This window comes from Rhizobium sp. USDA 4016 (genome assembly GCF_056279705.1).
Map to the genome: position 1 here is coordinate 309,856 of NZ_JBWCCY010000003.1, position 15,637 is coordinate 325,492.

The following is a 15,637-nucleotide window of genomic DNA, read 5'->3' on the forward strand; positions in this document are numbered from 1 at the left end:
CGTGCGACCGTGCACTTTGCAGATGTAGATGGCGACGTGCCAAGTGGATGACGAAAAATCTCGGAGGGAAAAATGCTGGGACGTTTGATATGTATAGCGCTTCTCGGAATGGCCATGCCAATTCAGGCCCTGGCGGCAGATTTCACACTCGGCAACTGGAACATTCAAACGCTGGTCTACCCCGGCGATCCCAAAACCGTCTTTCCCGATGACCATATCCGCACGCAGCAGGACTACGCCGACCTCAGACACTGGCGTGACGCCGTAGCGGCGGACGTCGTGTTCCTGCAGGAGGTAACGAGCCCGGCTGCGCTGGACGCGGTCTTTCCCGTGGCCGCGGGATGGGAACATTGCATTAGCGGCCAGTTTGCGGAAGCAGAGGGCCAAACCATCGCGCCGGTTTGTACCAAGAACGGCATGACGGCTCTCAAGCCGACGACCGCGACCCGCGTGCAATATCCGGCGGTCGCTCTGCGGCCGAGCTCGCAGCTGAAGATCATATCCGCGGCAGACTATAAGCCGCTCGACGTCACCTTCGATGACAATGGAACGATCCGCCGGATCAGATGGGGCCTGGACGTTACGATCCAGTCGCCGGCCGGGTCGACGCTGCGGGTGCTTGATGTTCATCTCAAGAGTGGCTGCTTCGACGACTTTATCAGTTTTAAACTCTGGAACACCGATCCGGCAACCGGACAGCCGGCCAGCCGGGCATGCGATACCCTGGGACAGCAGATGTATCCGCTTCGCAAATGGATCGAGGCGCGCGAAACTGCGGGCGAAGCGTGGATGATTGTCGGTGACTTCAATCGCCGCCTCGACGCGCAGCCGGGTGCGATCCCAGACGAAATCTGGATTGCTCTGAGCGGCTACAGCGGCGACAAGGCCGGTCACGACAGAGATCCTCGTGCCGATATTCGACTCTTCCGGCAGCCATATGAAAACGTGTCAACATGCTGGCGCGAGTTCCGCCAAGCGAACCCGTCCGGTGTCGCCAACCCCGACGACTATAACATTCTTCCCATCGAGTTCTTCCTCTACGGCACGCAGGCCGCGGCCATGATCGTGCCAGAATCGGAAAAGCAAATTCCCTGGCCCAACCCGACGCCGGCCGACAAGGTGCGCCTTTCCGATCATTGCCCAAGCAGTCTAGTCATCAAGATGAACTAGGAGGATCGGCCATTGGACATGCGATTGAGATATGCGCTGGCTGTCATGCTGATCGCGGGCGCTCCGAATGCGAATGCCGCGTCGCCGACGATCCGAGACGAGTTCGATGCCACGAGCGTGTCCGACAATTGGTTTTCGTGCGGTCGGGAGGAAAACAGTTTCTCCTTCGGCAAAATCCCGGATGTGGCAAGGTCAGCGGCAACACAGGTCGTCAGACCGCTGCCGCAAAATAATGTGCTGGCTTTTGCCTGGCATCCGAAGGGATGCGCCCGCGAAGATGGCACCTACGATCGCGATGGCAGCGAACGCTCCGAACTCTGGGAAGCAGAGAAAATACTGGCGCCGATCGGCACCGACATCTGGTACCGTTTTGACATGTTCGTCGACGCAAGCATCACGCCGACCACAGGACGATTTGTGATCGGACAATGGAAGCAAACGAATTCCCCGCAGGATGCTCCTGTTCTTGCCCAGCGTTTCAACGGCCGAGCTTTTACCGTCTCTATAGAACAGGATAACGCCGATCCGAACCGTGACCCAAAAAACGTCCTTTGCCGCGTTTTCATCGCCGCGCAGGAGAGCGCTCCGGTGGAACCGGGGTTCGGCAATGCGCACACGCTCGTCAAGCCGGCGCAGCTCTTCTCCCTGATGAAAAATCAGATGCTGTCGGTCGGTCATGACGCCGAGGACCTCGCACATGGAACAGCACCGTTGTCGGCATCAGGCCTAACTGGTTGTGCTCAGGCAATCTCGGTGACGCGCTATAATTCGCTGCCCGACCCGTTCGGGAAATGGACGACGATGGTCTATCACCTGCGCCTGGTTTCGGATAAAAGCGGTCTGATTGAAATCTGGGCCAATGGGAAAAAGATCTCCAAGACCGAGGGCGTGATTGGCTTTAAGCCCTTTCTGGCGAAGGAACGGGGATATTTCAAATTCGGGTCCTATCGCAACCACGCCGATTTCGAAACGGTAACACGGCTTGACCACTTCATCCGCAGCGAACGAAAGGAGGATGTCGATCCAGATGGCACCCTTGCCCCGCCTTGACCGACGATAGCAGGCTGCGGTCCGTGGCGCCCGCGCCTACACTGAGAGCGAATCCAACTGTCGATGAAGGAGAGTGAGCATGGACGAGCAAAGGCAGATGCTGACAGCTTCACTAAACAAAGCGATTCACGGTCCGTTCAAATCGTGGCAAGTTTTTCTCGCCGCGTCCGCGCTCCTTGCTCTATCGTCGTCCGCAGAGGCAGGAAACGCCCTCGAGAATGCGATAGAGAAAGCCCAGCCCTGCCAGGCGCTAAAGGTAAAGACTGGCTTGTTTACCATCGGCGTCGACAAATTTGAAAAAGTTGAAATCGAAGAGCTCGCCGTCAACGTGAAAGGGGATGTTGCGACAGCAACAGCCATAGGTTCGCTGACCTGCCGCACTTCAGACGCGGCCGCACTCAAGGGCAACGTCTCCGCCCGACTGAGCTTCGATGCAGAAATCAATCTCACCACCTGCGCGGTGAGCCGCCGAGACATCAAGCTTCTTTCCGCCGGCGGGACATTCGGCGATGTCGTGGAGGCGCTTGGCGAGCAGATTTCAAAATCGCTTGGCGACGGAATATCCGACGAAGCCAAGAAATTGTGCCAGTAGCCGTGCAGCGACCAGAGGATTTATCAATGAGCGAAACAACCGGGGAAGGCGCCGGAACGTTCCTGAAGGATCCGGTCGTCAGACTTGCCCTCATTACGTTGGCAGGGCTTATTCTGGCCCTCTGGATCGCACGCGCGCCGACAAGCTACACCGGCGAACTGCCGTTAATTGGCGACTATGTTCCTCTCAAGTTGAATGCCGTGTATTTCATTATTTTTGGTCCCATGCTTGCCTCTTTCGTCGCGGGTGCTTTGTGGTTCCAAGCGGCCCGTCCCGGGCGACGGTCCTCCAAGAAGCTGACCTCGGTCAACGCCGATCGTGATGCGATCGCGCTCCTGATCATCTTTGCGCTTATCGTTGTCGCATCTGCTGCGCTGTCGCTGCAATATTTTCTAACATTGGCTCCGGCGGAGCTGTGCCCAACGCGGCCGCACTACGACTTCCTCTGGACGAATGTTCCCGGACCAACGCGCATCACTCACTGCATGAGCGATACCCAGGCAATAAATATGGAAACGCCTTATTATTTCGAGCCGCAGATCCTCCAAGCGTGGGGACATGTCCTTTGGCCTGTTTTGACAACAGGTTTGCTCATCGGAACATGGCGTTCATGGCGCAAGACAGCTCGTTGATGAACGGCTTCCGCGATCTGGCTGTCGTCCCATGGTGGGCGGTTCCCAAGAGCGTTCATTGCTTTGATCACAGGCAGAGAACTGGGTCACCAGCTGCGGCGTTCGATCTCGAAAAAGTGGTCCGGAAAGTCCGCCTGCAGGCCACTGCATATCTTTCGCACCGCATATCGAATGCCCGACCCGTTCTAGTATGCAGATAAGAAGATATCAAGTGATATGCATAACTGAAGAACTGCGGCGCGTGGTAACCCCATCAGATCCGCAGGAACTCGATGTGCAGGTCAAGCTGAGTACATTGACTGAGCTCGACCATGACAGGCCACCGCAAAATCGCGAAAATAATGGGCGGAACATCATCGACCCCGTCTCCGGCACACTCACCACTCTGCCCCCTCCGAAGGCGACTGCGAAAGCACGTGAAGACATCGCAATACTTTCGCGATGCTCTAATCGATTAGAGTTGTGAAGAGCATTTTTTCGCGTTTACTTGCTGCTGAAGTACCGCGTAAAAGAAGTTCAGCACCGATTCGATAGCTTATCCCCTGTCTTTCACGTACCCGCGGTTGGTGGCGCCGAGTGGACGATCAAAGACCGCCAGCCCCTCGTCAGTGGGTCGGCAGCTGCAACTTGGGGCCGGTTGGCAAGCCACAGGAGTATGACAATGTCGAGGGATTCGGGTAAAGGCAATAATCACGGCGGCGGCCCCGGGAAGATCGAAATCACCGTTGTGGTGAACGGTCAGCCCACTGAGGTCGAAGCCAATCCCAACCAGCCGCTTCACGTCGTTCGCACCAAAGCCCTTGAGCAAACGCAGAACGTGGCTCAGCCTGCCGAGAACTGGGAGTTCAAGGACGAGGCCGGCACCTTGCTCGATGCCGACAAGAAAATCGGCGATTTCGGCTTAGCCAACACTGTAACTCTGTTCCTTAGCCTGAAGGCGGGTGTCGCAGGTGCCTGAGCTCCAAACTGTGGACCCGGAGGTCTCCCGAGTAAAGTTTGATCGGGAGGTCGCTCGGTTCCGCGCATATGCGGATGCCTATCGGACACAAGGCTGCTTCCTGATCGAGGCGAGCTTCCCGAGTGCTTTCTTCATATTTGCAAGCCCTAAAGTAAAGCCGCGCGCTATCGGCGCGGCCATCGACATCGACTTTACCAACTACGATCTCAGACCACCGTCCGTGGTCTTCGTCGATCCGTTCACTCGCCAGCCGGTTGCCCGGAAGGATCTTCAACTGAATATGCTGAGGCGTCCGCCACTGCCCGGAACCCCGCCGGAAATGATTGCAAATCTCATTCAGCAGAACGCGATATCATTGACGGACTTCATTCAAGCCAACAGTCTCCAGGACCCCCCATTCCTGTGCATGGCGGGAGTTCGGGAATACCACGATAATCCAGCGCACTCAGGTGACCCATGGCTACTTCATCGGGGTTCTGGCGAAGGCTGTTTGGCCTTCATCCTGGACAAGATCATCAAATACGGAATCAAACCGATAGACCAGTTGCAGATTCAACTCCAGCCGATAGTCGTGGGAATGTTGGTATCGCCTCAGGCAATTCCAGAATGACAGGGTTAGAGGAGGTCAGAACCGTCGCCCTCCCTCGAGCCTGTGTGCATACTGTACAGGCGCATCTGCGGTCGGTTGGACAGCAGGGCCATGAAGGGATGGCGCTCTGGGTCGGCGTCCGGCAAGACCAGCATTTTGTCGTGTCGGAGACAGTGATCCCGGCGCAACGCCACATCCGAACAAGCGATGGCGTCTGTGTGATGGTCCCTGCCGAAGAACTGCACCGGCTTAATGTCTGGCTCTACAAACGGGGCCTGACGCTTCTGGCGCAGATCCATAGTCATCCGGGCCGCGCCTATCACTCGACGACCGATGACGCCTACGCGGTCGCTACCACGGTTGGGTGTTTGTCGTTGGTCGTGCCGAATTTCGCGCGCGAGCCTTTCGACCTTGCTCGCGTTGCCGCCTATCGCCTTGACGCGAGGGCGAACTGGAACGAGCTGCCGTCGGCGGTACTGACGCGAATGATTTCGATAACGAGTTAACGATGGCCCTTGCTAATTTCATCGATCGCGCCGCGACGGCGGCATCTCAGGTGCTGGCCGATTTTCATCTGGCCGACTTCAAAGCGGCTCTTGAGAAGCAGGTCGTGGCCATCGCCTTCGACGAGCAGGCCGCTTCGTGTGCCGAAGGCCAGGCGGCGCTGGACCTTGCGGTGCGGTTGCTCGCCAGACTGTATCCGGTTCTGGCAATAGTTCCATTGGACACTGCGGCGAACTCCCAAGCCAAAGCGCTGGAGCGTCTGGCAATGTCGATCAATCCAAAAGTCGGCATCCGGCGTTCCGGCAAGTCCGCCACGGTCTGCTTGGTTGCAGGTACGACGCGCCCATCGCTGCAGTGCACCACCTTTTTCATGGGGTCGGATGGTTGGGCGGCAAAACTATCGCGTCACGACCCGGTGGGCTCTGGCTCGAGCTTGCTGCCTTATGGAGCTGGCGCCGCGAGCTGCTTCGGCGCCGCCAACGTCTTTCGGACCATCTTCGCCGCCCAGCTGACCGGCGCCGAGCTCGACGAGAACATCGACCTCTCGTTATACAGCTACAACAAGACCAAAGCCGGCGATGCTGGCCCGATTGATCTTTCTGTCGACCTCGGTGAAGCGCACCTCGTCGGGTTGGGCGCCATTGGCCATGGCTCGCTTTGGGCCCTGGCGAGACAATCCGGCCTCGCGGGTCGCCTGCATGTCATTGATCACGAAGCGGTCGAACTCTCAAACTTGCAGCGCTACGTATTGGCCGGCCAAGCGGAGATCGGTATCTTCAAGGCGGAGCTTGCAACCACCGCCCTCCGATCGACCGCTCTCGAGGTCGAGGCGCACCCGCTGAAGTGGGCAGAATATATTGCGCGCGGGGGCAACTGGGTTTTCGACCGAGTGGGTGTGGCGCTTGACACAGCCGCCGACCGTCTTGCTGTCCAAGGTGCTCTACCCCGATGGATCGCGAATGCCTGGACGCAGGAACATGATCTCGGCATCTCGCGGCATGGTTTCGATGACGGCAAGGCATGCCTTTGTTGCATGTACATGCCATCCGGAAAATCCAAGGACGAGCACCATCTGATTGCCGAGGAATTCGGAGTACCGGACGCGCACGATCAGGTGAAGACGCTCCTGCAGACAAATGATGGGGCTCCCCATGACTTTGTCGTTCGGGTGGCTACGGCGATGTCGGTGCCTTTTGAAGCGCTAGCCCCGTTCGTTGGCCAGCCGCTGCGGTCTTTTTATCAACAGGCGATCTGCGGCGGTCTGGTATTTCAGCTGAGCGATGGAAGTCGTCTCGTCCGAACTGTAGTTCCGATGGCCTTTCAGTCAGCGCTTGCCGGCATCATGCTTGCCGCAGAGCTGGTCAAACATAGTGCCGGTTTCCCCATGAGTCCAACGACAAGCACTCGCGTCAATCTTCTGCGCCCCCTTGGATCTCACTTGCATGACCCGAAGGCCAAAGACTCGAGCGGCCGCTGTATCTGTTGCGACGGGGATTTCATCTCGGCTTACAGGCGCAAATACGGCAACAGCCTTGAACCACTAAGCAACATATCCGCTGGATAGACAAAGGTGGACATTTCCGTTGCCGCGGACGGTGTGTCGGCCAGCGTCGAGCTTCACTCTCAAGAGCCTAAAGCATGTCGCACAAAAGTGTGCAGCGGTTTTGTGGCAACGACATGCATAAGAAAAGCGCAGAGAGCGAATCTAAAGATCGCGACGCGCTTTAGGGATTGCTGTTACGCGAGAACGAACGCTCCAACAGTGCGAAGTTTTACCGCTATTTTGCATTCTTGGCGCAGGTCACCATCGCGGCGAACTAGCGCGGGCGGCGATGATCGCAGAGATCGGGAACTTCTGATCAACAAGATCTCGTCTCACTATGGATTTATGTATGCTTCGTGCTACATATCCTCCCGTTATGGAGTGCGAAGGTCCCAAATGCCTACACCACACAACCCTCCTGCCGCTGTGCGGCGAGCCTTGCGCAAGCTCGGCTCGGATATTCACGATGCTCGTCGGCGCCGTCGGCTGCCGATGGCAGTCGTAGCCGAACGCGCTTTCACGTCCCGCTCGACCTTGCAGAAAATCGAAGCCGGCGACACCAACGTCAGCATCGGCATCTATGCTGGCGTTCTTCAGGCGCTCGGCTTGCTCGACGGGCTGAGCCAAATCGCCGACATCAGCAACGACAGGGTCGGCCAAGCACTCGCCAGCGCCGAACTGCCAAAGCGTGCGCATCTCAAGCGGCCCGCCGGATCATCACGTGATGGCTGATTTTGAGGTACATATCGATCTGAACGGACGCACGCGCCCGATCGGACTGGCAAGGAGCAATCGCGTCCGAGGCACGGAGACAATCCTCTTCGAGTATGCCAGTCAATGGCTCGAGGACCCCGATCGGTTTTCACTGGAGCCAGCCCTTGCCCTAACCCGGGGCGCCTTTGCCCCGCCAGCCGGACTTGCCACCTTCGGTTCGATCGGCGACTCCGCACCTGACACCTGGGGCCGCCGCCTCATGCAGCGCGCAGAACGTCGCCTTGCCGAGCGCGAGGACCGTGCTGTCCGGACCCTTGCGGAGAGCGATTACCTGCTCGGTGTTGCGGACGAAACGCGGCTTGGGGCGCTCCGCTTCCGCTGGGTCGGCGAGGAGATGTTCCAGGCACCGATCCGCGCCGGCGTACCAGCCCTGATCGAGCTCGGCAGGCTCCTCCAGATCACGGAGCGAATTCTGCGCGATGAGGAGACTGATGAAGACCTCCAGCTCATTTTCGCGCCCGGCTCCTCTCTTGGTGGGGCTCGACCAAAGGCGTCGGTCATCGACCATCATGGGCACCTCTCCATCGCCAAGTTCCCGAAGGAAACTGACGATTACAGCATGGAGACCTGGGAGGAGGTCGCGCTGAGGTTAGCTGGCCAAGCCGGCATCGCTACCCCACAGCACGAACTCATCGAAGTCGCCGGCAAAGCAGTCATGTTGTCGCGGCGTTTCGATCGCGATGGCGAAGTCCGCATGCCGTTCCTGTCGGCGATGGCTATGATGGGCGCCAGAGACGGCGAGCGCGGCAGTTATCCGGAGATCGTCGATGCACTCGCGCAATATGGCGCGCAGGGAAAGACGGACGCACACGCGCTCTATCGGCGTGTCGTCTTCAACGTGTTGATCTCCAACGTCGATGACCACCTCCGCAATCACGGCTTCCTGTGGCTCGGAAAAGCTGGATGGTCGTTGTCACCGGCTTACGACCTCAATCCAGTCCCGACCGACATCAAGGCGCGCGTGCTGACAACCAACATAGACCTCGACGAAGGCACCTGTTCGCTCGATTTGTTGGAGGCGGCTTCGGAATTTTTCGCGCTCACCTTGGCGCAGGCGCGCACCATCATCAAACAGGTGGCGACTGTGACGGCGACCTGGCGCGATACCGCCAAGGCGGTTGGCGCCCGGTCGGCCGAGATCAATCGCATGGCCAGCGCGTTCGAGCATGACGATCTCAAGCGGGCTTTGACGTTGTGAAGGCCACAACTTTGATCCGCCGATGACGTCTCGTACCATCTCTTTGTCGGACGAAGGAAGATTTCTGGCCTCGGTGCCGGCAAGACGGCTTTTGTCGCGGTCCTTATAAACAACCGGCTTTGATGAGCTTGTTGAAGTCGATGTCATATCCAGAGGCGTCTAGCTCCTTGGCCAGCGAAAGCTTCCAAGCTCCAACTTCATCCCACGAAACATAAACGGTGCCTACGTAGTCGCTGGGGATCTCGATGTCGCCTTTCAACAGACCGCAGACCTTGTCCCGACCCAGCCTTCCCACGAAATAGCCGAGTTCAAGGATGACGTTTTGCCTGGCGCGTGCTCTCTCCTGCGCGTCCTTCTTTGACCTGCCGAAGTCATCTGGCGTCAGGAGAACCACGGCAAACCCAACGTTTCCGTACTTCGCGAGCTTTTCCGGGATGGTCATTCCGCCGCTCGCCTTTTCATGCAGAATGACGGCTTCCAGGCCGAGCTGCTCGATAAAGCGGGCGAGCGTTTCGCGAGGTCCTTCGTCGTGGCCATGCACGATGAAAACCTTTGACTTGTCCGCCGGGCGCATTTCAGTGACAGGCGCTGGTAGCTGCTCCTGGACATACGCCTTGTAGTCACGCCCGAATGGAATGAGGACGGACTTGATCATTTTGCGGATCCCCGCGATCAGCTTGTTTCCATCGTGAAACCATTCGTGGCCAAAATTCATGAACCAATCTGGATTTTCCGCGCCCTTCTCGATCAATGTGATCGTAAGACCAAGTTCTTGCGCCTTACCGTCCGGCCACGACAAGCTTGCACTGCCCATCATCGAACCGCCTTGCTCCGAGCCGTTGATGAAGGCTTCAAAGTCTACGGCGCGTTTCAGCGCATCGTTAATGTCCTTCAGTTCATCGCTCTGAAGCGCTTTCGCCAGCTTCCTCAAGGGGCGGTCATAGGTATTATAGTCAGCCTGCTGAAGATCGAGAATGGCGTTGTTCACATCATTCAAAGCGGACGCGACGGTCATTCGGCGCTCCCCTCAAGCCTTGCCACTGCGGCTCGCTCCAGGATTTGATCACGAACGCTCTCTTTCAGCTGTTCCACAAGGGAAGTGATCCAATCATTTTGCTCGTAGGGAATGGCTTTCTGATCAATAGCGTCATGCGCTTCTTGGATGGCCGCCTCGATGCTCGCAGGATCCGTGGGATCGAACGAGACGTTCGCTATCTCGCCATCGATCGCTTGCGAGAAACTCGAAAGCTGGTCGGTCTTCTTCTTGAGGTTATCAAGTCCGGTGACTTTGAACATTGTTTCGTTCCATATCATTGAGCACTGCATCTGAGTGCGGATTCGACTGGTGGCGGCCGAAAGCCTTCGGGATGCTAGTATTACAATTAACCATGGGCCAAGGCGCGAACCTTGGCGCCAAAGGTCCACTAAGCCCGACGAGAGGAGGTCGTCCTGCTTTTTTACCGTACTACGTGAAGGCAACATCGGGGGGTAGCGCGGACCGCCTTTTTTGGCCTATCGGCAGTCCTCGTATATCGCGGTAGCCAGGCTGTTGCTATTCCAGTTGACCATCACGTTTGCCTGACGCTCGAGCTCGACCGGTGTTCTTTGCTGGCTGCGCCTTCTGATGCCAATGATCGGCTTGGGGTACATGAACGCGTTGAGCGCCAAGTCGATCTCCGTTTGAATCCAGAAACGATCGTTCACGTATACCGGCGGGGACGATCACGCAGCTTGCCTGGCGGATTTGCTCCTTCAGCCGCCCTTTCAAGACCGAGTTTCGCACGGTCTCGTTGGGCGCGATGATGGGTTCGTTTCGGGGAACGCTATAGTCCCTGTAGGAAAACCAAGAGAGGTTGCTAGAAGCGATATCCAGCAAACGAATGACACCCGCGTAGCGTTCGCTATAGCTCCAGGCGTGACTGATGAAGAGGTCGTATGCCATGTTAGATCAGTTTCCAATCAACTCGTTGACGATGTTCTCGATCCAGCGACGATCATTGGAGTCCGCTGGTAGTGCCTCAAGGAGGACGGACAAGTTTTTTGCCGTCGTCTTGGGCTCCCAACCCTCTCGGATGTGGCTGAGCGCGTCACCGAGATGAGTTTCACTGGATACTTGATCCTTAGCCAGGACGGACAACTCCAAGAGACTCGCGTAATCCCAGTAATCTGAAATCCCGCTGGCAATCTTTCTTCTAACCGCGTACTCGACAACCGATCTCAATTCAGGAATTCGCGGATCCGCGTGATCTTGGGCGTGAATCAAGGTGAGCGCGTTTATGCCCGGGTAGGCGTCTCTCCAATCCGCTTCGAAGCCCTTCAGGTAGGTTTCAATGGCTTGTCGTAGATGACCCTTAGCCTTACCAGTCTTTCCCTCTTCCTTCGCCTTCAGCCAGCGATCCTTGTAGACGCGGCCAAGTATTCCGTAGGTCTCGCTGCTTGGGCCCCTCTCATGGATGAGTTGCTCCAAGACCTTCTCGGCTTCCTCGCCATCACTATTTCGATTGAGAGCCATGGCATACTGCTCGCGAAGCAAGATCGTGTTACGCAGGGTGGCGTCCACTTTCGAGAACATTCGGACCATGTCGGCCCAGGCCTCGAGGCTGCGATAGGAGATGAATAGGTCCACGATCACCCCCGCTTCTTCATCCTCGAGACTTCCAAGCGACTCCTCGATGGCGTAGACAGCGTCCCGCCCCTCTTTTCGAGCCGCGCGAAGTTTCGTCTTAAGCTCTTCTCCGTAGGCTACCTGCTCGCGAAAGATGTCCGTCTTTTCGTGAGCAAGCTTCGTTTCTGGATACTCGTCAATAAGTTGGAAAAGTGGGCTATCCTTATCAGCCGCCGTCCTGGCTGCTTTCAAACGCGCGACCAGCGCTTCAATTGACTTCGGCTTATCTATGGGCCCGCCCCTGGTGCCGATTGAATATGGCATGGCTCTGAGAGGGGCCACATCGAACGGCAGTCGTCCCTGGTCCTTCGCGAACAGGAGGACCGTCGTTCGTGGCTTCGCCGCGTGACGGACCCCAAGTTCATAAAAGACATTCGCGTTTGCCGTCGTGAGGTCAGCGATTGCGTACTCGCAGAGAACAAGCCGCTCGAACATTGGCTTGTGGATTATTCCTCCAGCCTGCTCCTCGTCCGCGCGAATGGGATCCAGACCGGCCTCCTCGATGGCGGGCTTGATGAATTCTTCATAGACAGCGTCGAAATTAATGGGCTTTTCGCCGCCGGCCGATTTCGTGCCGAACGGCATTAAGACAAAACACAGCGGTTTACGCGCCATCGGAGATCTCCGTTGTTGACCGTTGGTTCAAAGGATTCCGTTAAGGTCGAAGCGAAGTCCGGCCGCTTTGAATTCCTTCACGAGAGGCAGTAGCCAAGCGCCCGAGGTGTCGTAGTCAATCGTGACAACCCCATCGAAGTCGCTAGGTAGCTCGAGATTTCCGGATTTGAGGATGGCGATCTTGGATGCACCGAGCTTTCCAAGGAAATAACCAAGTTCTAGAATTGCGTTTTGTCGCGGGCGATAGGCCTGCTCTCCACCCTTGGGGCCGCCGACGTCGTCTGGGGTTAGGATGACCACTGCAAATTTCACGTCGGAGGATAGGCTGAGCAATTTCGATATCACCGTATTGCCAGCGTTCGCCTGCTCCGCGAGGACGACATCCTTGAGTTTCATTTTACCTATGTAACGAGCGACGTTGTAGAGGGCGCTTTCATCGTGCCCATGCACAACGAAAACCTTATCCTTCTCCTCTCCAGGCTTCGCGATATCATTCGCGAAGCTACGCAATTCGTCCTCGACCTTGGGCGTTGTTATAGTCCTGTAAAGACTTTCTTTTTTCAGGAGTTCAATGAGGTCGACCGGCTTGAGCGCCCAATGTGATCGGAAGTTTTCACCAGATTGAATTTGTAGTTGATCGGCGATCCGATAGATTTCCCGCGCGTTGATGGGCTCGACGCCAGGATCGATCTCGAAAGTAACATCGACTTGCTTCGTAGAAGGTTTGATATCGACAATTCGCCCAATCCTCAAAGGCCCTGGTAGGTCCTCATCGTTCTCCGGCGGTTTTTTGGAATACTCGTAGGTGAACAGTACCGGTATGCCCACGAGGCGCTTTATCGCCTCTGCGGCATGAGGCATATATGTCCGTTTCAATTCCGGATCGGTATATTCAAACACTCGGTCCCAGCCAAAAGACGTTTCATTCGTCTCGGTCCAGTAATCCTCGACGCTCGTCATGAATAAATTAAACATCTTCTCTTCCGTGCGACCGTCGCGCGCCTATCGTGCGGGGTATTGAAAGGTTGAAGCGCAAAGCCAGGGCATCTCCCCGGGCATCAGCCCAGCACTGGTGATCCATGGAGAACCGCTATGTATGTTGTTGTCGGGCGACCCATTGCGTGTGCTCGCGGGAAAACGCTTGCTCGGCGTCCAGCACAAACTTCGAAAACTCATCCTCGCTGGAGATGTCCGCGATCCTGCCCTGGATAATGCCAATCTCGTGTGCCGTGAGCGTGTAGGAGGATGCCAGTTCATTGAATTTCTTTATCTGAACCCATCCAAGAATGGATGAGGCCACCACGATGGCGGGCTCGACTGGCCAATACGCGAAACCCGGGTCGGTGATGCGCACGAGGCTCAACACAATCGCGATGCCGTAGAAGGCGATGCTCGCGATCATCCAGTTTCTGCTTGATTTCTTGTTGCCGCTTGCCATTTTCGCATACCAGGTACGCTGGTTCCTCACGCGGTTTTTGTCGTAATATTTTTTGCGCTCTTCGAGAGGTAGCGCCCTGACTGCCTCCATTGATGTCGTGATCTGTTCCTCTGCCGCGTTGTCGGCCGGGAGGCGATCCCCAATGAGGCGGTTAGCTCGCAAAATCTCAGTGAGGTAGGCGCGAAATTCGGCACGGCGCGCCGCAACGCTGTCATTGTCGCCGAAAGGCTCCGATCTCATGCAATATTTCCAGCATGAAGTTTTGATGGATTCGGCGAGGGCCCTGCCTCGGTACCAATCCTGCTCCGGTTTTTGCAGGCTTCTGAAAATGAGGATAACCAGCGATACGATTAGTATCATCGCCGGGATGATGAAATAGTGCGACGTTGCGTAAAAGTTCATGGACAGAACGGCGGCCATTACAAGCAGCGTGTATTCTCCGCGCACCAGCCACAAGAACAACCTTTGCGAGTCTGCCGACATCTTCCCCGCCGTTTCATAGAGAGCGGGATAATCGAATTGTTCCGTGATCACTGTCGCCCCTGCCGCACGTCGTTTAAGCTCCCTCGGTACGAGCGGTATACGTAAATACCACCCAACAACTTCGGAAATCTTTACCGCGCGGATATCTCAACCACAAGACGCGACCCGTCGCCGTATAAGGTTGTCACCAGCATGTTCATCGGTTGTTTTTGTTCTTGAAATAACGACTGGTTACGAAGGTCGCTTGATTAGGATGGATATGGCGGGAGGTGGAAATGCGCATCGCGGGTGGCATCTACAGGGAACTGTGTGAAACTCCTCGGTGGGACGGCGTTTGGGGGTCAGGTCTGCGGGCGGCCATGGCGGTTAGCCGTTTGAGCGCTAGCGTCACGCTGCACTGCTACGATAGGCAGCCATCCCTCGCTATGGTCGCGTTCCTTGAGCGACTTGGAGTGGCTTTCCAATGGCGGCCAAGGACACAGGAGATAGCGTTCGCTTATTTCCATCCCCTCTCCGATCCGCTTATCGAGCCGCGCCCAGGCGCCATAAAGCAATGCCAGCCGATTGATGTGGACGGACCGAGTGTTCTTCGTTTTGGCATGCTCGAAGGCACGGCTCGTGTTCGAGGAGAGAGGGTTGTCTATGATCCACAATCGCCTCGCTCGCCCGAACCTTTTTCGCTGAACGGGTCAACCGCGCGACAGCTTGCCCTTGTGATGAACAGGGAAGAATTCCAAGCTTACGCAAGGAACGACGACATTCGCGACGGAGCGTACAGGTTGCTCGCATCCGAGAACGCCGATGTCATCGTGGTCAAGCAAGGTATCCATGGGGCATTGGTGTTCGCGAACGGCATGTCTCCGAGTGAGATACCCGTTTATCGATCAGCCAAGACATTCAAGATTGGAACAGGCGACGTGTTTTCAGGCGTTTTCGCTCACTATTGGGCGTCCGAGGCAACTTCACCACAGGAAGCGGCGGACAAGGCATCTCGTGCCGTGTCCGTGTATTGCGACAAGCCGATGGACCCCATCGACGAATCCACCTTGCTCGTGGCGCATCCGTTGGTGAGCTTACGGCATGAAATGATCGAGGTGGTTGGTGCCGGAAACACCCTTGGACGGCGCTATACCCTTCAAGAGGCGGCCTTCTGCATCCGTAAGCTTGGCCTGGAGGCGCGGATAGTCGAGGATCCCATGATGATCGGGGAAATCGGGAAAGCCGTTCTTGTTATCGCCGACGGGCTTTCGGACGAAACGCTCTCACATTTGGCGAAAAGTACGTCGGGAGTGATCTTGGATGAGGAAGGACGCCCGCCCTTGTCTTTTTGCGCTGAGGCCGGGGTTAGCAACGATTTCGCATCCGCGATTTATCAGGTCTGCACGAACGCCCCTAAGTTGAATTAGCGCCGAAAAACGGTTGCAAA

Annotated in this window: 17 protein-coding genes; 11 read left to right on the plus strand and 6 right to left on the minus strand. The window is 56.7% G+C overall.

Translation table 11 applies throughout. The annotated features are described in order from the left end of the window. Positions 1-114: 114 nt before the first annotated feature. The 10 genes from ACZ9DP_RS14585 to ACZ9DP_RS14630 all read left to right on the plus strand — a co-directional run bounded on the left by ACZ9DP_RS14585 (position 115) and on the right by ACZ9DP_RS14630 (position 9,010). Complete coding sequence (locus tag ACZ9DP_RS14585; protein ID WP_476202621.1) at positions 115-1,170, plus strand: endonuclease/exonuclease/phosphatase family protein; 1,056 nt, start codon at positions 115-117, stop codon at positions 1,168-1,170. A 45-nt stretch (positions 1,171-1,215) separates the two neighbouring features. Then, entirely contained in the window at positions 1,216-2,220 is a 1,005-nt protein-coding gene (locus ACZ9DP_RS14590; RefSeq protein ID WP_476202623.1) for a heparin lyase I family protein, read from the plus strand. A 79-nt stretch (positions 2,221-2,299) separates the two neighbouring features. Continuing rightward, positions 2,300-2,812 (plus strand): hypothetical protein, encoded by a 513-nt coding sequence (locus ACZ9DP_RS14595; protein ID WP_476202624.1) that lies wholly within the window; start codon positions 2,300-2,302, stop codon positions 2,810-2,812. A gap of 26 nt (positions 2,813-2,838) precedes the next feature. After that, positions 2,839-3,444: a hypothetical protein gene (locus ACZ9DP_RS14600; protein ID WP_476202626.1), complete on the plus strand. Its 606-nt coding sequence runs from the start codon at positions 2,839-2,841 to the stop codon at positions 3,442-3,444. 661 nt (positions 3,445-4,105) lie between these two features. Continuing rightward, positions 4,106-4,402, plus strand: a complete 297-nt coding sequence (locus tag ACZ9DP_RS14605; RefSeq protein WP_476202627.1) for a DUF2604 domain-containing protein — start codon at positions 4,106-4,108, stop codon at positions 4,400-4,402. Further along, positions 4,395-5,012: a putative metal-binding protein gene (locus ACZ9DP_RS14610; protein WP_476202628.1), complete on the plus strand. Its 618-nt coding sequence runs from the start codon at positions 4,395-4,397 to the stop codon at positions 5,010-5,012. The genes ACZ9DP_RS14605 and ACZ9DP_RS14610 overlap by 8 nt, the downstream gene beginning before the upstream one ends. 44 nt (positions 5,013-5,056) lie before the next feature. Then, complete coding sequence (locus ACZ9DP_RS14615) at positions 5,057-5,497, plus strand: Mov34/MPN/PAD-1 family protein (RefSeq protein ID WP_476202629.1); 441 nt, start codon at positions 5,057-5,059, stop codon at positions 5,495-5,497. A gap of 2 nt (positions 5,498-5,499) precedes the next feature. Then, positions 5,500-7,059: an E2 ligase fold family C protein gene (locus ACZ9DP_RS14620; RefSeq protein ID WP_476202630.1), complete on the plus strand. Its 1,560-nt coding sequence runs from the start codon at positions 5,500-5,502 to the stop codon at positions 7,057-7,059. 375 nt (positions 7,060-7,434) lie between these two features. Continuing rightward, complete coding sequence (locus ACZ9DP_RS14625; protein ID WP_476202632.1) at positions 7,435-7,770, plus strand: helix-turn-helix domain-containing protein; 336 nt, start codon at positions 7,435-7,437, stop codon at positions 7,768-7,770. After that, a complete protein-coding gene (locus ACZ9DP_RS14630; protein WP_476202633.1) occupies positions 7,763-9,010 on the plus strand; it encodes a type II toxin-antitoxin system HipA family toxin in 1,248 nt (415 codons plus the stop codon). Before ACZ9DP_RS14625 ends, ACZ9DP_RS14630 begins: the two co-directional genes overlap by 8 nt. A 103-nt stretch (positions 9,011-9,113) precedes the next feature. On the opposite strand, the gene ACZ9DP_RS14635 is transcribed toward ACZ9DP_RS14630, so the two are convergent. From ACZ9DP_RS14635 to ACZ9DP_RS14660, 6 genes are all read right to left on the minus strand, one after another. Beyond that, a complete protein-coding gene (locus ACZ9DP_RS14635) occupies positions 9,114-10,025 on the minus strand; it encodes a TIR domain-containing protein (protein ID WP_476202634.1) in 912 nt (303 codons plus the stop codon). Next, the gene (locus tag ACZ9DP_RS14640; RefSeq protein ID WP_476202636.1) at positions 10,022-10,306 is read right to left on the minus strand and encodes a hypothetical protein; all 285 of its coding nucleotides are present in this window, start codon (positions 10,304-10,306) and stop codon (positions 10,022-10,024) included. The genes ACZ9DP_RS14635 and ACZ9DP_RS14640 overlap by 4 nt, the downstream gene beginning before the upstream one ends. Positions 10,307-10,562: 256 nt before the next feature. After that, positions 10,563-10,952, minus strand: a complete 390-nt coding sequence (locus ACZ9DP_RS14645) for a TIR domain-containing protein (RefSeq protein ID WP_476202637.1) — start codon at positions 10,950-10,952, stop codon at positions 10,563-10,565. 6 nt (positions 10,953-10,958) lie between these two features. Continuing rightward, positions 10,959-12,290, minus strand: a complete 1,332-nt coding sequence (locus ACZ9DP_RS14650; protein ID WP_476202639.1) for a TRAFs-binding domain-containing protein — start codon at positions 12,288-12,290, stop codon at positions 10,959-10,961. A 27-nt stretch (positions 12,291-12,317) separates the two neighbouring features. After that, positions 12,318-13,265: a TIR domain-containing protein gene (locus ACZ9DP_RS14655; protein ID WP_476202641.1), complete on the minus strand. Its 948-nt coding sequence runs from the start codon at positions 13,263-13,265 to the stop codon at positions 12,318-12,320. A gap of 115 nt (positions 13,266-13,380) precedes the next feature. After that, a complete protein-coding gene (locus ACZ9DP_RS14660; RefSeq protein WP_476202643.1) occupies positions 13,381-14,262 on the minus strand; it encodes a DUF4231 domain-containing protein in 882 nt (293 codons plus the stop codon). 224 nt (positions 14,263-14,486) lie between these two features. On the opposite strand from ACZ9DP_RS14660, the gene ACZ9DP_RS14665 reads away from it, so the two are divergent. After that, a complete protein-coding gene (locus ACZ9DP_RS14665) occupies positions 14,487-15,617 on the plus strand; it encodes a carbohydrate kinase family protein (RefSeq protein ID WP_476202645.1) in 1,131 nt (376 codons plus the stop codon). The last annotated feature ends 20 nt before the right edge of the window (positions 15,618-15,637 follow it).

Bases quoted from the DNA above. Each gene is read 5' to 3' on its own strand.
- ACZ9DP_RS14595 (WP_476202624.1), top strand. From the start codon at position 2,300: ATGGACGAGCAAAGGCAGATGCTGACAGCTTCACTAAACAAAGCGATT.
- ACZ9DP_RS14665 (WP_476202645.1), top strand. From the start codon at position 14,487: ATGCGCATCGCGGGTGGCATCTACAGGGAACTGTGTGAAACTCCTCGG.
- ACZ9DP_RS14640 (WP_476202636.1), bottom strand. From the start codon at position 10,306: ATGTTCAAAGTCACCGGACTTGATAACCTCAAGAAGAAGACCGACCAG.
- ACZ9DP_RS14655 (WP_476202641.1), bottom strand. From the start codon at position 13,265: ATGTTTAATTTATTCATGACGAGCGTCGAGGATTACTGGACCGAGACG.
- ACZ9DP_RS14605 (WP_476202627.1), top strand. From the start codon at position 4,106: ATGTCGAGGGATTCGGGTAAAGGCAATAATCACGGCGGCGGCCCCGGG.
- ACZ9DP_RS14635 (WP_476202634.1), bottom strand. From the start codon at position 10,025: ATGACCGTCGCGTCCGCTTTGAATGATGTGAACAACGCCATTCTCGAT.
- ACZ9DP_RS14650 (WP_476202639.1), bottom strand. From the start codon at position 12,290: ATGGCGCGTAAACCGCTGTGTTTTGTCTTAATGCCGTTCGGCACGAAA.
- ACZ9DP_RS14625 (WP_476202632.1), top strand. From the start codon at position 7,435: ATGCCTACACCACACAACCCTCCTGCCGCTGTGCGGCGAGCCTTGCGC.
- ACZ9DP_RS14620 (WP_476202630.1), top strand. From the start codon at position 5,500: ATGGCCCTTGCTAATTTCATCGATCGCGCCGCGACGGCGGCATCTCAG.
- ACZ9DP_RS14645 (WP_476202637.1), bottom strand. From the start codon at position 10,952: ATGGCATACGACCTCTTCATCAGTCACGCCTGGAGCTATAGCGAACGC.
- ACZ9DP_RS14600 (WP_476202626.1), top strand. From the start codon at position 2,839: ATGAGCGAAACAACCGGGGAAGGCGCCGGAACGTTCCTGAAGGATCCG.
- ACZ9DP_RS14630 (WP_476202633.1), top strand. From the start codon at position 7,763: ATGGCTGATTTTGAGGTACATATCGATCTGAACGGACGCACGCGCCCG.
- ACZ9DP_RS14585 (WP_476202621.1), top strand. From the start codon at position 115: ATGCCAATTCAGGCCCTGGCGGCAGATTTCACACTCGGCAACTGGAAC.
- ACZ9DP_RS14590 (WP_476202623.1), top strand. From the start codon at position 1,216: ATGCTGATCGCGGGCGCTCCGAATGCGAATGCCGCGTCGCCGACGATC.